Source organism: Streptomyces griseorubiginosus (genome assembly GCF_036345115.1).
In the GTDB taxonomy this organism is placed as follows: Bacteria; Actinomycetota; Actinomycetes; order Streptomycetales; family Streptomycetaceae; genus Streptomyces; species Streptomyces griseorubiginosus_C.
In genome coordinates, this window is sequence record NZ_CP107766.1 from 6368483 (window position 1) to 6383676 (window position 15194).

The window sequence follows — 15194 nt, forward strand, 5'->3', positions numbered from 1 at the left end:
CATGAATCCCACACAGGTTGACGCATATCTCCGCCGCCTGGGAGTCCAGCACCCGGCGTGGCCCACCGTGGAGGTCCTGCGCGAGCTGCATCTGCGCCATCTGCAGACCGTGCCCTTCGAGAACCTGTCGGTCCACCTCGGCCAGGAGATCGTGCTGGAGGAGGAGCGGCTGGTGGAGAAGGTGGTGGGCGCCAGGAGGGGAGGGTTCTGCTACGAACTGAACGGGGCGTTCGGGGCCTTGCTGGCCGCGCTCGGCTTCGACGTCACGCTGCTCGCGGGGCGGGTGTACGGCGACGAGGGGCGGCTCGGGATCCCGTACGACCATCTCGCGCTGCGGGTGCGGACGGTGGACGGGGGCGAGTGGCTGGCCGACGTCGGGTTCGGGGCGCACAGTCACTATCCGCTGGCGTTCGGGGCGCGGGACGAGCAGGAGGATCCCGCCGGGACCTTCCGGATCGTCGAGGCGGGGCCCGACGCGGCGGGCGTGCGGGGCGGGGACGGTGCGGGGGCGAAGGGTGGGGGCGACGCCGCGGATCTGGATGTCGTCGCGGGCGGCAGGAGTCAGTACCGGCTGGAGGTGCGGCCGCGGGTGCTCGGTGACTTCGTGGCCGGGGCGTGGTGGCACAGCACCTCGCCCGCCTCGCACTTCACCCAGTCCCTGGTGTGTTCGAGGGTGACGGAGGACGGCGGGCGGATCACGCTCAGCGGGCGGGTCCTCAAGGTGACGGCGGCGGACGGGGGGCGGGAGGAGCGGGAGTTGGGGACGGACGAGGAGGTGTTGGGGGTGTACCGGGAGCGGTTCGGGATCGGGCTGGATCGGGTGCCGGTTGTGCGGAACCCCGGGCGGGGCGGTTAGCGGTGCGTGCGGGGCGGCTGCGGTGGAGGCGGTGGCTGTGGCCGTAGCTGTGGCGGTGACCTGGAAAATGGTTCCGTGAGCGATGTGAGACATGTGCTGGTGCTGCCTGATCGGGATGCCGCGGAGGAGGTCGTCGAGGCGCTTCGGGAGCGGTTCGGGGTGGTGGAGGAACCGCAGGTCGTCCGGGACGCGTTGGCGGGGGAGGACGATGCGGAGGACGCGCAGTGGCTGGTCGTGCTCCGGGACGAGGCGGGGCGGCTGGATCCGGGGGAGCTGGACGCGTTCGCGGGGGAGTGGGAGGGGTGGCGGGAGGAGCCGTAGGTTGTGCGGCCGGAGCTGTGGGCGCTGCGGTGCGGTCTGTTGGCGCCGACCGGGGGTGGGTTTCGCTCGCCGCCGCTGGGCGGGTGCCGCTGCGCCCACCCGTGCCGCCCCAGCGGCACGACTGCCCGCAGCTGGGACGGCCGCCGGCTACGGCACCGCTGCGGCTGCGGCGCGCCCGCGGCTTAGCCGGCTGCCGGCTACGGCCCCCCGCAGCTACAGCCCTGCCATCACGCCACCCCCGTCTCGCTGTCAGTGGGGCGTGCCATGCTGTACGGGATGGCCAAGAAGAGTGCTGATGAGGACCTGCTCGCTTCGGTGACCCTTGCCGTGGGGCAGGAGGAGCTGTTGCTTGATCGGGCTGTGCAGGAGGTGGTCGCCGCTGCTCGGGCCGCTGACGCCGACACCGATGTGCGGGACCTGGCCTCGGATCAGTTGCAGCCGGGGACGCTCGCCGAGCTGACCAGCCCGTCGTTGTTCGCGGAGCGCAAGGTCGTGGTCGTTCGCAACGCACAGGACCTGTCGGCCGACACGATCAAGGACGTGAAGGCGTATCTCGGGGCGCCCGCCGAGGAGATCACCCTGGTGCTGCTGCACGCCGGCGGGGTCAAGGGCAAGGGACTGCTCGATGCCGCGCGGAAGGCGGGGGCGAGGGAGGTCGCCTGTCCGAAGATGACCAAGCCGGCGGATCGGCTGGCCTTCGTGCGGCAGGAGTTCCGGGCGACGGGGCGGTCCGCCACGCCCGAGGCGTGCCAGGCGCTCGTCGACGCGATCGGAAGTGATCTGCGGGAGCTGGCGTCCGCGGTGTCGCAGTTGACCGCCGATGTCGAGGGGACGATCGACGAGGCCGTCGTGGGGCGGTACTACACGGGGCGGGCCGAGGCCTCCAGCTTCACCGTCGCCGACCGGGCCGTGGAGGGGCGGGCCGCGGAGGCGTTGGAGGCGCTCAGGTGGTCGCTGGCGACGGGGGTCGCGCCGGTCATGATCACCAGTGCGTTGGCGCAGGGGGTGCGGGCGATCGGGAAGCTGTCGTCCGCGCGGGGCGGGCGGCCCGCCGATCTCGCGCGGGAGCTGGGGATGCCGCCGTGGAAGATCGACCGGGTGCGGCAGCAGATGCGGGGGTGGACGCCGGACGGGGTCGCGGTCGCGCTGCGGGCCGTGGCCGAGGCGGACGCCGGGGTGAAGGGCGGCGGGGACGATTCCGAGTACGCCCTGGAGAAGGCCGTGGTGGCGATTGCCCGAGCGGCTCGGTCCCGGGGACGGGGCTAGAGAGCAGCATCCGGGCTCGGGTGCGGGTGAGTGAGGGCTGGTCGCGCAGGTTCCCCGCGCCCCTGGGTGGGTGCACGCGGCCCTCGTCATAGCTGGACCCTGTTGCCGACCCCGAGGAGAATCGGACATGTCAGCCGAACATCGCCGGACAACGGAGAGGTGGCGGTCGTCATGGCTGAGCATCCGCATGCAGTGCTCGTTCGTAAGGGGTTCGAGGCGTTCAGTCGCGGGGATCTCGACACGCTGCGGGAGTTGATCGCGAAGGACGCGACGCATCATGTGCCCGGTAGTCACCCGCTCTCCGGGGACTTCAAGGGGCAGGACGCGATCATCGACATGTATCAGCGGCTCGGCCAGGAGACCCAGGGGTCGATGCGGCTCGAGATGCTGGGCATCGCCGTCGACGGGCGGGGGCACGCCGTCGGGATGTGCCGGGTGACCGCCGAAAGGAAGGGTCGGCGGCTGGACGACACCGGATGCATCGTCTTCCGGATCGTAGGAGACAAGGTCACCGATCTCGACGAGTGCGTCGCGGACATCGACAAGAACAACGAGTTCTGGTCGGACTGACACCCGTAGGCACCGAAACAGGCGCCGAACACAGGCACCGAAACAGGCGCCGAAAACAGGCACAGAAACACCGGCACCGACACGCACATGCCGAAGGCCCCGGCTGCCCCCGCCCTGGGGAAGGGCGAGGTGCCGGGGCCTTCGGTTCAAGCTGGTCGGAGGCCACGCCCGCGTGGCGAACGCAGGCCGCGCGTGGCTCCTGGGGTGCCGGTCGGGAGCGGATGAGAGAGGGCCCGCTCGGGTCCTTCCGGCGTCAGATCAGGAAGGAGTCAGGCTTAGAGAGCCGCGACCTTCGAAGCAAGCGCCGACTTCTTGTTGGCGGCCTGGTTCTTGTGGATGACGCCCTTGGAGACGGCCTTGTCGAGCGCACGCGCAGCAGCGCGCTGGTACTCGGTGGCCTTCTCGACGTCACCCGCGGCAGCGGCCTCGCGGGCCTTGCGGATCGCGGTCTTCAGGGAGGACTTGACGGCCTTGTTGCGCAGCCGGGCCTTCTCGTTGGTCTTGATCCGCTTGATCTGGGACTTGATGTTCGCCACGAATGAGCCTCTACAGGTTCAGGCACGGGGCCAGGAGGATTCCGCGAGGGAAGAGCCGGGTCCCGTACCAGGTGATTTCTTGGAGTCGTGCCTCGCGCTGAGAGGGCATGAGACACAGCTGCCCAGACTACCAGCGGCCCGGCACGTGGCCCAAACCGGTCGCCGGTCCCCGCCCGTGGGACCATGGAGGCTACGTATCGATCCGACCCGAGACCGCAGACACTGCGGACGCCTCAAGAATCAGGACCCTGCGTGCCCGCGATCCCCAGCCACGTGCCCGAGCCGAGCCGTACCGACCCGGCTCTGATCCGCAACTTCTGCATCATCGCGCACATCGACCACGGCAAGTCCACGCTCGCCGACCGGATGCTCCAGCTGACCGGTGTGGTCGAGCAGCGCCAGATGCGTGCTCAGTACCTCGACCGCATGGACATCGAGCGTGAGCGCGGAATCACGATCAAGTCGCAGGCGGTGCGTCTGCCGTGGGCTCCGACCGACGACAAGAGCAACACGCACATCCTCAACATGATCGACACCCCCGGGCACGTCGACTTCACCTACGAGGTCTCGCGGTCGCTCGCCGCGTGCGAGGGCACCGTCCTCCTCGTCGACGCCGCCCAGGGCATCGAGGCGCAGACCCTCGCCAACCTCTACCTGGCGATGGAGAACGACCTCACGATCATCCCGGTGCTGAACAAGATCGACCTGCCGGCCGCGCAGCCCGAGAAGTTCGCCGAGGAGCTCGCGAACCTCGTCGGCTGCGACCCGTCCGACGTGCTCAAGGTCTCCGCGAAGACCGGACTCGGTGTCGACGCGCTGCTCGACCGGGTCGTCAAGGAGGTCCCGGCCCCGGTCGGTGTCGCCGACGCCCCCGCCCGCGCGATGATCTTCGACTCGGTCTACGACTCCTACCGCGGTGTCGTGACGTACGTCCGTGTCATCGACGGCCAGCTCAACAAGCGCGAGCGCATCAAGATGATGTCGACCGGCGCCACCCACGAGCTGCTGGAGATCGGCACGAACTCGCCCGAGATGCTCGGCGCCGACGGCCTCGGTGTCGGTGAGGTGGGATACCTCATCACCGGTGTGAAGGACGTCCGCCAGTCCAAGGTCGGTGACACCGTCACCAGCCAGCAGAAGGGGGCGACCGAGGCGCTCGGGGGCTACAAGGACCCCAAGCCCATGGTCTTCTCCGGCCTGTATCCACTGGACGGCTCCGACTACCCCGAGCTGCGCGAGGCGCTGGACAAGCTCCAGCTCAACGACGCCGCGCTCGTCTACGAGCCGGAGACCTCCGCCGCCCTCGGCTTCGGCTTCCGCGTCGGCTTCCTCGGCCTGCTCCACCTCGACGTGATCCGTGAGCGCCTGGAGCGCGAGTTCGGGCTCGACCTGATCGCGACCGCGCCCAACGTGGTCTACCGGGTCGTGATGGAGGACGGCACCGAGCACACCGTCACCAACCCGAGCGAGTTCCCCGAGGGCAAGATCAACGAGGTGTACGAGCCCGTCGTACGCGCCACGATCCTCGCCCCGACCGAGTTCATCGGCTCGATCATGGAGCTGTGCCAGACCCGGCGCGGCACCCTGCTCGGCATGGACTACCTGTCCGAGGACCGCGTCGAGATCCGCTACACGCTCCCCCTCGCGGAGATCGTGTTCGACTTCTTCGACCAGCTCAAGTCGAAGACGCGCGGTTACGCCTCGCTGGACTACGAGCCCACCGGCGAGCAGACGTCCTCCCTGGTCAAGGTCGACATCCTGCTGCACGGCGACAAGGTGGACGCCTTCTCGGCGATCACCCACAAGGACGCCGCGTACGCCTACGGGGTGCGGCTGGTCGCCAAGCTGCGCGAGCTCATCCCGCGGCAGGCCTTCGAGGTGCCCATCCAGGCCGCCATCGGTTCCCGGGTCATCGCCCGCGAGACCATCCGCGCCATCCGCAAGGACGTCCTCGCCAAGTGCTACGGCGGTGATATCTCCCGGAAGAGGAAGCTGCTCGAGAAGCAGAAGGAAGGCAAGAAGCGGATGAAGATGGTGGGTTCCGTGGAGGTTCCGCAGGAGGCCTTCATCGCCGTGCTCTCCAGCGATGACAGCGCGGGGTCGGGCAAGGGCAAGAAGTAACCGCGGGTTACAGCCGGTTACCTGTCGAATCGGATGGAAAGGGGTCCGTCGTGCGAAAGCGTGGCGGGCCCCTACGCGTGCGTAACGTCGCGCTCTGTAGGAAGTGACAGGCCGCGGCCCCTTACCAATGGGTCGGTCGCGCTTTACTCTGATCTCTGCTCGATAGTTACTCGCGAGTTAAACAACAGCCGCAAACCTGAGAGCCAGCCGCACTGTCGCGGGCCCCGGAGGATGTCGTGAGCGACACACAGACACTGATCGAGAACCGTCCGCCGAGTGTGGCGACCCTCTTCCTGGAGCGCGTTGCGAGCACACCGGACGCCGAGGCGTACCGCTACCCGGTGCCGGCGGCCTCCGGCGAGGGCCCGGACGAGTGGAAGTCGCTCACCTGGGCGCAGGCCGCGGAGCGGGTGCACGCCATCGCGGCCGGCCTGATCGAGCTGGGCGTGCAGCCCGAGCAGCGGGTCGCCCTCGCCTCCTCGACCCGGCTCGACTGGATCCTCGCGGACCTCGGCATCATGTGCGCCGGCGCCGCCACGACCACGGTCTACCCGCAGACCAACGCCGACGAGTCGGCGTTCATCCTCTCCGACTCCGAGAGCCGGGTGCTGATCGCGGAGGACGCCGCCCAGCTCGCCAAGGCCGTCGAGAAGCGCGGTGAGCTGCCCGCGTTGACGAACGTCGTGGTGATCGACCCGGCGGGCGTCGAGACCAGTGACTTCGTGCTCACCCTCGCCGAGCTGGAGGCCCGTGGCGCCGCCCGCCTGGAGAAGGACCCCGACCTGATCAAGGAGCGGGTCGGCGCGATCACCAAGGACCAGCTCGCGACCCTGATCTACACCTCCGGCACCACAGGGCGTCCCAAGGGTGTACGGCTGCCGCACGACAACTGGGCCTACATGGCGAAGGCGATCGCCGCGACCGGCCTGATCAGCGGCGAGGACGTGCAGTACCTGTGGCTGCCGCTCGCGCACGTCTTCGGCAAGGTGCTCACCTCGGGGCAGATCGAGGTCGGTCACGTCACCGCCGTCGACGGCCGCGTCGACAAGATCATCGAGAACTTGCCGGTCGTGCAGCCGACGTACATGGCGGCCGTCCCGCGCATCTTCGAGAAGGTCTACAACGGGGTCGCCGCGAAGGCCCGTGCGGGCGGCGGTGCCAAGTACAAGATCTTCCAGTGGGCCGCCGAGGTGGGCCGCGAGTACGCCAAGACCACCCAGGACAACTTCCGGCGCACCGGGGTCGCGTCCGCGCCCTTCGGGCTGAGCGCCAAGCACAAGGTGGCCGACGCGCTGGTCTTCGCGAAGATCCGGGAGGCGTTCGGCGGCAACCTGCGGGCCTGTGTCTCCGGCTCGGCCGCGCTCGCCCCCGAGATCGGCTACTTCTTCTCCGGCGCCGGCATCCACATCCTCGAGGGCTACGGCCTCACGGAGTCCTCGGCGGCGTCCTTCGTGAACCCCGGCGAGGCCTACCGCACCGGCACGGTCGGCAAGCCGCTGCCCGGCACGGAGGTCCGCATCGCCGACGACGGGGAGATCCTGCTGCGGGGCCCCGGGATCATGGAGGGCTACCACGGGCTGCCCGAGAAGACCGCCGAGGTCCTGGAGGCCGACGGGTGGTTCCACACCGGGGACATCGGGGAGCTCTCGCCCGACGGGTACCTGCGGATCACTGACCGCAAGAAGGACCTCATCAAGACGTCCGGCGGCAAGTACATCGCACCCGCCGAGGTGGAGGGGCAGTTCAAGGCGGTGTGCCCGTACGTCTCCAACATCCTGGTGCACGGGGCGGACCGTAACTTCTGCACCGCGCTCATCGCGCTGGACGAGGTGTCGATCCTGGAGTGGGCCAAGGAGAACGGGCTCGAAGGGAAGTCGTACGCGGAGGTCGTCGCCGCGCCCGCGACCGTGTCCATGGTCGAGGGGTACGTGAAGCAGCTCAACGAGGGGCTTCAGCGGTGGCAGACCATCAAGAAGTTCCGGTTGCTGCCGCGGGATCTCGACGTGGAGCACGGGGAGATCACGCCGAGCCTGAAGTTGAAGCGGCCGGTTGTGGAGCGGGAGTACAAGCACCTCATTGACGAGATGTACGCGGGGTCCCGGGAAGCGTAGGGGGTGGCCGGGGAGCGTGCGCGGCTGCCGGTGCGTTGTGGCTGGTCGCGCAGTTCCCCGCGCCCCTGAAAAACAATCTCACCGTTTCTCGAGAAGGTGCCGGAGTTCCTTGATCCTGGTGCGCTGGGGATCCGTCAGTTCCTGCTCCAGGTCCGCCAGTTGCTTGCTCACCTCCTCGTAGTCCGTCCGCTGCCGTGCCAGCAAGCGCTCCAGCTGCTGGTTCTTCCTGTGCAGGTCCAGGAACACGCTCACCTTCGCGCGCAGCACCCACGGATCGAACGGCTTGGTCAGGTAGTCGGCGGCGCCGGTCGCGTAGCCCCGGAAGGCGTACCCCGAGTCGTCGTCCGTGCCCGTGAGGAAGATGATCGGGACGTCCTTCGTCTGGTCCAGGCGTTTGATGTTGGCGGCGGTCTCGAAGCCGTCCATGCCCGGCATCCGGACGTCCAGGAGGACCAGGGCGAACCGGCGGCGGAGCAGGGCCTTCATCGCCTCCTCGCCCGAACGGGCGCGCACCAGTGGTTCGTTGAGGGACCCCAGGACCGCCTCCAGCGCGATCAGGTTGTCCTCCATGTCGTCGACGAGGAGGATGCCGGCACGGTCGTCGGTCGTTGCCTCAGCGCTCATGTGACTGCCTTCATTCAGTCGTCGGTGGGCGGGACCACCGCCTCCTCGGCGTCGGTCCGCTCCTCCGTCTCCGCGCCCTCGGGGTCCAGGAGCGCGCAGACGACGGTCAGGAGCTGGTCGACGTCCACCGGCTTGGGTACGTAGTCGTTGGCACCGCGCGCGATCGACTTCTCACGGTCTCCCGGCATCGCCTTCGCGGTGAGCGCGACGATGGGCAGCCCGGCCCAGCGGGCGGTGCGGCGGATGGCGGCGATGGTCTCGTAGCCGTCCATCTCCGGCATCATGATGTCCATCAGGACGAGCTCGACGTCCGGGTTGCGCTCCAGGGTCTCGATTCCCTCGCGGCCGTTCTCCGCGTACAGGACCGGCATGCCGACCCGGCCCAGCACATGGGTGAGCGCGAAGACATTGCGGATGTCGTCGTCCACGATCAGCACCCGCCGCCCGGACAGCACCTGACCCGCCCGGCCCGACTTCCACGCCTCCAGCCTGGTGGGCGCGGGCCAGGAGTCCTCGGCGTCGTGGGCGGTCGGGTAGGGCTCGGTGGACAGATCCTCGGGGGCCGGCAGCAGGCGGTCCTCGGTGGTCGGGCCGGTGGCCGTGTGGCCGGGGCTGACCACCGGGACGTAGAGCGTGAACGTGGAGCCCTTGCCGGGTTCGCTCTCGGCGACGATACGGCCGCCCAGCAGGCCCGCGATCTCCCGGCTGATGGACAGACCGAGCCCGGTGCCGCCGTACTTGCGGTTGGTGGTGCCGTCGGCCTGCTGGAACGCCTCGAAGATCACCGGGAGTTTCTCCCGCGCGATGCCGATGCCGGTGTCGGTGACGGCGAAGGCGACCACGTCGTCGCTGTCGCGGACGTACCGGCGCTCGGGGTCCATGACGCGGTTCACGCGCAGTTCGACGCGGCCGGAGGCGGTGAACTTGATCGCGTTGGAGAGCAGGTTGCGCAGGATCTGCTGGAGCCGCTGCTCGTCCGAGTACATCTCGCGCGGCACGTCCTCGCCGACCGCCACCTCGAAGGCGAGCCCCCGGTCCAGGGTGAGCGGGCGGAAGGTGGCGTGGACGTAGTCGAGCAGCTTGATCAGCGGCAGCTTCTTCGGGCGTACGTCCATCCGGCCGGCCTCGATCTTCGACAGGTCCAGGATGTCGTTGATCAGCTGGAGCAGGTCGGAGCCCGAGCGGTGGATCGTCGTCGCGAACTGGACCTCCTGGTCGGAGAGATGGCCGTCCGGGTTGTCGGAGAGCAGCCTGGCCAGGATCAGCAGGGAGTTCAGCGGGGTGCGCAGCTCGTGGGACATGTTCGCCAGGAACTCCGACTTGTACTGCGAGGAGGTGGCGAGCAGGGCTGCCTTCTCCTCCAGTTCGGCGTTCGAGCGCTGCAACTCGGCCTGCTGCATCTGGAGTTCGTCCGAGCGTTCCTGGAGCTGCATGGCCAGGCGCTGGGACTCACCGAGCAGGGACTCGGTGCGGGAGTTGGCGATGATGGTGTTGATGGCGACGCCGATGGTGTTCACGAACTGGTCGAAGAACGCCAGGTGGACGTCGGAGAAGCGGGAGAAGGAGGCGAGCTCGATGACGCCGAGGAGCTTGTCCTCGAAGAGGATCGGGATGATCACCACGCTGGCCGGGGCCGCCTCGCCCAACCCGCTGTTGATCTTGATGTAGTCCGGCGGGGCCTCCTCCACCAGGATCCGCTTCTTCTCCCGGGCCGCCTGACGGACCAGACCGTGCACCGGCATGCCGCCGGTGTCGACCGTCGCGCCCTGCGCCGAGCCGTAGCCCGCGATGAACGCCAGTCCCTTCGCGGGAACCGTAGTGCGCAGCGAGGCGCTGTCCTCGTCCGGGTCGGCCAGGAAGAACGCCCCGTACTGGGCGTTCACCAGCGGGGTCAGCTCGCGCAGGATCAGGTCGGCGACCTCCATCAGGTCCCGGTGGCCCTGCATCAGGGCGGCCAGGCGGGCCAGGTTGGACTCCAGCCAGTCCTTGGCGCGGGTCGTCTCGCGGAGGTTGGCCACCATCAGGTTGATGTTGTCCTTGAGCTCGGCGACCTCGCCCTGTGTCTCCACGGTGATCGAGCGGGACATGTCGCCCTGCGCCACCGCGGAGGCCACCTCGGCGATCGCGCGGACCTGCGTGGTGAGGTTGGACGCGAGTTCGTTCACGTTGGTCGTCAGGCGCTTCCAGGTGCCGTACACGCCCTCGACCCGTGCCTGGCCGCCGAGTTGGCCCTCGGAGCCGACCTCGCGGGCCACGCGGGTGACCTCGGAGGAGAAGGAGGAGAGCGTGTCGACCATGGTGTTGATGGCGGTCTTCAGCTCCAGGATCTCGCCACGCGCGTCCACGTCGATCTTCTTGGACAGGTCACCGTTGGCCACCGCGGTCGTCACCTGGGCGATGTTCCGGACCTGTGACGTCAGGTTGTCCGCCATGTAGTTGACGTTGTCGGTCAGATCCCGCCAGACACCGGAGACGCCGAGGACCTGGGCCCGCCCGCCGAGCCGGCCGTCGGTGCCGACCTCGCGGGCTACCCGGGTCACCTCGTCCGCGAAGGCCCGCAGCTGCTCCACCATCGTGTTGACGGTGTCCTTCAGTTCGAGGATCTCGCCGCGGGCGTCGACGGTGATCTTCTTCGACAGGTCGCCGTTGGCGACGGCGGTCGTCACCTGGGCGATGTTCCGGACCTGTGAAGTCAGGTTCAGGGCCATGAAGTTGACGTTGTCGGTGAGGTCCTTCCAGACCCCGGAGACGCCCCGCACCTGCGCCTGGCCGCCGAGGTTGCCCTCGGTGCCGACTTCGCGGGCGACGCGGGTGACCTCGTCGGCGAAGGCGGAGAGCTGGTCGACCATGGTGTTGATGGTCGACTTCAGCTCCAGGATCTCGCCCTTCGCCTCGACCGTGATCTTCTTGCCGAGGTCGCCCTGGGCCACCGCCGTCGACACCAGGGCGATGTTGCGGACCTGCGAAGTGAGGTTGTCCGCCATGAAGTTGACGTTGTCGGTGAGGTCCTTCCAGACGCCGGAGACCCCGCGCACCTGGGCCCGCCCGCCGAGGTTGCCCTCGGTGCCCACCTCGCGGGCGACCCTCGTCACCTCGTCGGCGAAGGCGGAGAGCTGGTCGACCATCGTGTTGATGGTCGACTTCAGTTCGAGGATCTCGCCCTGCGCGTCCACGGTGATCTTCTGCGACAGGTCGCCGTTGGCGACGGCGGTCGTCACCTGGGCGATGTTCCGGACCTGCGAAGTCAGGTTCGACGCCATGAAGTTGACGTTGTCGGTGAGGTCCTTCCAGACCCCGGACACGCCCCGCACCTGGGCCCGGCCGCCCAGCTGCCCCTCGGTGCCGACCTCGCGGGCGACGCGGGTCACCTCGTCGGCGAAGGCGGAGAGCTGGTCGACCATCGTGTTCACGGTCAGCTTCAGTTCGAGCAGCTCACCGGTCGCCTCGACCGTGACCGTGCGGGTCAGGTCGCCGCGGGCCACCGCCGTGGTCACCAGGGCGATGTCACGGACCTGGGCGGTCAGCCGGGACGCCATGGTGTTGACCGCCTCGGTCACATCCCGCCAACTGCCGGACAGGCCCGTCACCTTGGCCCGGCCGCCCAGCCGCCCCTCGGTGCCGACCTCACGGGCCACCCGGGTCACCTCGCCGGTGAACAGGGAGAGCTGGTCGACCATCTTGTTCACGGCCCGGCCCAGACGCCGTAGATCACCACGCAGTTGGCGGTTGCCGTCGTGCAGGTCGACCCGCTGGGTCAGATCGCCGCCGGCCACCGCGTCCAGGACCCTGGTCGCGTTGGCGGCCGGGGCCACCAGGGCGTCGAGCAACTGGTTCACGTCGTTGACCCGGGAGGTCCACGAGCCCTGCCCCGGGCTGGGGGAGAGCCGCTCGTCGAGCCGGCCGTGCCGCACCAGCTCCCGCTTCACCCGGTTGACCTCACCGGTGAAGTGGACGTTGCGGTCGACCAGTTGATTGAAGATGGCCGTCAGTTCGGCCACGATCCCGTCGCCTGCCTCCGGCATCCGGCGGAAGTCGCCGTCCCGGGCAGCGGTCATCGCGGCGAGCAGAGGGCGTAGGTCCGATGCTCGAATCCAGGCTTCTTTCTGTCCTTCTTCGAACACAGGCGTACCACTGTTCTCACTCATGGCGGCCCACTTCGGTAACTCGGCGCTTATGGGCGTGGCCAGTCTGTCACTCTGTCCGCATCGAGAGGCGTAATCGTCCGAACTGCTCGGGGAGACGGACATGGGGGCCATTCCTGCGCAACGGGAACCCGTTGCCCGTGGGGCCGACACGTGTGCGCCCGGCGCCGGTGGGGCGCCCGCCGCGGCGCGCGTCCGTGCCACCTTCCCCGGCAGTCCGCTCACTCCGGGCGGGGCCCGGGCGCTGTTACGGGCCACGCTGGGCGAATGGGCCGAACTCGCCCTGCCCGGCACCGAGTTCCTCACCGACCGGCAGTCGGACGACGCCGTGGTGGTCGTCAGCGAGCTGGTCACCAACGCCGTCGTGCACGCCGGCACCGAGGTGGAGCTGGACTGCCGGCTGGAGACGCACAGCGGTGGCCTCGTCATCGAGGTCCTCGACCACCACCCCTCGCGCTCCCCGCGCGACGGCGACACCGAGACGCCCTACGGCATACCGGAGTACGGGCGCGGACTGCGGCTCGTCGCCGCGCTCGCCGAGTCCTGGGGGATCACGTATCGGACGGGCGCCAAGACGGTGTGGGCACGGGTGCCGGCCGGGGGGAAGGAGGCGGTGGACGGGATCCAGGCGTATGCGGGGGAGGACGGGGACCTGTGTGGGCGGGGGGTGTTCGCGCCTGAGGGGGCGGTGACACCGAGCGAGCCGTCGGGGCCGGCGCCGGGATCGGGTTCGGTGGCCTCGCTGGCAGGCGGCTCGGCGTCCACCGCGGGTTCGGGGTCCGGCTCGGCGTCGGCCTCGGAATCGACTTCGGGTGCGCCCTCGCTCTCGGCCTCGGAATCGACTTCGGGTGCGCCCTCGCTCTCGGCCGCGGAATCAACTTCGGGTGTGCTCTCGGCCGCGGTTTCGGTTTCGATTCCGTCCTCGGTAGCGTCCCTGGTCCCGACCATGCCCTCGGCTTCACCCTCGACCGCAGTTCCGGCCTGGGAGCAGGACCGTGACTGGCTCAACCGCGGTGCCCTCTCCTTCCTCGCCGAGGCGTCCGACCTGCTCGCCGGGCAGCTGGACGAGAACCTCGTGGCCGCGCTGGCCGGTCAGCTGATCGTGCCGCGGCTGGCCGACTGGTGTGCGGTGTGGTTGGAGGACGAGGTCGCCGGGCGCTGGGGTTCCTCCCGCCCGGGTGAGGGGGACAGCGGCGGGGGCTGGGGCGACAGCGGTGCGCCGGGACCCCGGTTGGCGCGGGTGTGGCACAGCAGCGAGAGCCGTATCGAGGACCTGAAACGGGTGCTGGAGAAGGAGCCACCACGACTGCCCGGCGGCCCGGACCGCGTGGGCCCGGTCACCTTCCCCTGGCCGACGGAGGCCCTCGGCGCGCCCGCCGCCGGGTCCGGCTCCCCGCTCGCCGCCGGGCCCGGCTCCTGGCCTGTCGCCGGGTCCGACCCCTCGCCCGGCTCTGGATCCACCTCCTCGCACGCTTCCCCGCACGGCTCAGGCCCAGGCTCCACGCACGGCTCAGGCCCAGGCTCCCCGCACGGCTCAGGCCCAGGCTCCACGCCCGCTTCCCCGCACGGCTCAGGCCCAGGCTCCACGCCCGCCTCCGCGCAGGGCCCCGGCCCCTCGCCCGGCTCCGGGTCCGCCTCCCCTCCCACCCCCACCCCCTCACAAGGCTCCGCCCTCGCCTACCGCCTCACCGCAGGCGGCCGCCCACTCGGCACCCTGGTGATCGGGCGGGCCGGGCCGACCGGGTTTCCCGATGAGATCACCGGGCTTGTCGAGGACCTCAGCCGGCGGGTCGCGCTTGCCATCGGGGCTGCCCGTCAGTACGCCCGTCAGGCCACCATCAGCGCGGTGCTCCAGCGCGGGCTGCTGCCGGGGGCCGTGGCCGAGATACCCGGCGTGCGCAGCGCCCTGGTGTACGAGCCGTGCGACAAGGGCGGGCCCAGCGGCGACTTCTACGACCTCTTCCCGGCCGGCGACGGCCGCTGGTGCTTCGCCGTCGGTGACGTGCAGGGCAAGGGCCCCGAGGCCGCCGTGGTGATCGGGTTGGCCCGCCCCTGGCTCCGGCTGCTCGCTCGCGAGGGCTACCGCGTCGCCGACGTCCTCGACCGCCTCAACCAGTTGCTCCTCGACGACGCCACGGAGGCCGCCGACGCGGCGGCACGGGCCCTCGCCTCCGCCGGCGGCCGCCCCCCGCACCCCGGGGACGGACCGCAGACCCGCTTCCTGTCCCTCCTCTACGGCGAGCTCGTGCCCTTCGACGGCGGAGTGCGCTGCACCCTCGCCTCCGCGGGCCACCCGCTGCCCCTGCTGCTCGGGGCGGGCGGCCAGGTCCGCACGGCAGCCCGCCCGCAGACCCTGCTCGGGGTCGTCGAGGACGAGACGTACACCAGCGAGACCTTCGAGCTGCGGCCCGGCGACAGCCTGCTGTGCGTCACCGACGGGGTGACCGAGCGGCGCAGTGGCAGCCGGCAGTTCGACGACGAGGACGGGCTCGCGGACGCGCTCGCGGGCTGCGCGGGCCTCGACGCCGAGCTGATCGCGGAGCGGATCAAGCGGCTGGTGCACGAGTTCGGGGCGCGCCCGCCGGAGGACGATCTGGCGCTGCTGGTGCTCCAGGCGGAGTAGGTCCCCGCCGGGGTGCTGGACAAT

General features: G+C 69.8%; 10 protein-coding genes. 7 read left to right on the top strand and 3 right to left on the bottom strand.

The window, feature by feature from the left end; genetic code table 11:
- Position 1 precedes the first annotated feature (1 nt).
- The 4 genes from OHN19_RS28830 (at position 2) to OHN19_RS28845 (ending at position 3013) form a co-directional block, all read left to right on the top strand.
- On the top strand, positions 2-856 hold the full coding sequence (locus tag OHN19_RS28830; protein WP_330266984.1) for an arylamine N-acetyltransferase: 855 nt from the start codon (positions 2-4) through the stop codon (positions 854-856).
- A 75-nt stretch (positions 857-931) separates the two neighbouring features.
- On the top strand, positions 932-1177 hold the full coding sequence (locus tag OHN19_RS28835; RefSeq protein WP_330266985.1) for a hypothetical protein: 246 nt from the start codon (positions 932-934) through the stop codon (positions 1175-1177).
- A 276-nt stretch (positions 1178-1453) separates the two neighbouring features.
- Positions 1454-2443 carry a DNA polymerase III subunit delta gene (holA, locus tag OHN19_RS28840; RefSeq protein WP_330266986.1) on the top strand — a complete coding sequence of 330 codons (990 nt, stop codon included), beginning with the start codon at positions 1454-1456 and terminating at the stop codon, positions 2441-2443.
- 171 nt (positions 2444-2614) lie between these two features.
- Entirely contained in the window at positions 2615-3013 is a 399-nt protein-coding gene (locus tag OHN19_RS28845) for a nuclear transport factor 2 family protein (RefSeq protein WP_330266987.1), read from the top strand.
- 275 nt (positions 3014-3288) lie between these two features.
- Here OHN19_RS28845 and rpsT read toward each other — a convergent pair whose 3' ends face one another.
- On the bottom strand, positions 3289-3549 hold the full coding sequence (rpsT, locus tag OHN19_RS28850; protein ID WP_123760672.1) for a 30S ribosomal protein S20: 261 nt from the start codon (positions 3547-3549) through the stop codon (positions 3289-3291).
- Positions 3550-3801: 252 nt separating this feature from the next.
- Here rpsT and lepA point away from each other — a divergent pair, with 252 nt between their 5' ends.
- Positions 3802-5670, top strand: a complete 1869-nt coding sequence (gene lepA, locus OHN19_RS28855; RefSeq protein ID WP_330266988.1) for a translation elongation factor 4 — start codon at positions 3802-3804, stop codon at positions 5668-5670.
- Positions 5671-5906: 236 nt separating this feature from the next.
- Positions 5907-7781, top strand: coding sequence for an AMP-dependent synthetase/ligase (locus tag OHN19_RS28860; protein ID WP_330266989.1), 1875 nt, complete (start codon positions 5907-5909; stop codon positions 7779-7781).
- A gap of 78 nt (positions 7782-7859) precedes the next feature.
- On the opposite strand, the gene OHN19_RS28865 is transcribed toward OHN19_RS28860, so the two are convergent.
- Together OHN19_RS28865 and OHN19_RS28870 are read right to left on the bottom strand one after the other, a co-directional pair.
- The gene (locus tag OHN19_RS28865) at positions 7860-8405 is read right to left on the bottom strand and encodes a response regulator (RefSeq protein WP_330266990.1); all 546 of its coding nucleotides are present in this window, start codon (positions 8403-8405) and stop codon (positions 7860-7862) included.
- A gap of 14 nt (positions 8406-8419) precedes the next feature.
- On the bottom strand, positions 8420-12550 hold the full coding sequence (locus tag OHN19_RS28870; protein ID WP_330266991.1) for a HAMP domain-containing protein: 4131 nt from the start codon (positions 12548-12550) through the stop codon (positions 8420-8422).
- A gap of 100 nt (positions 12551-12650) precedes the next feature.
- Between OHN19_RS28870 and OHN19_RS28875 the strand changes: the two genes are divergently transcribed.
- Entirely contained in the window at positions 12651-15170 is a 2520-nt protein-coding gene (locus OHN19_RS28875; protein WP_330266992.1) for a SpoIIE family protein phosphatase, read from the top strand.
- Positions 15171-15194 lie beyond the last annotated feature (24 nt).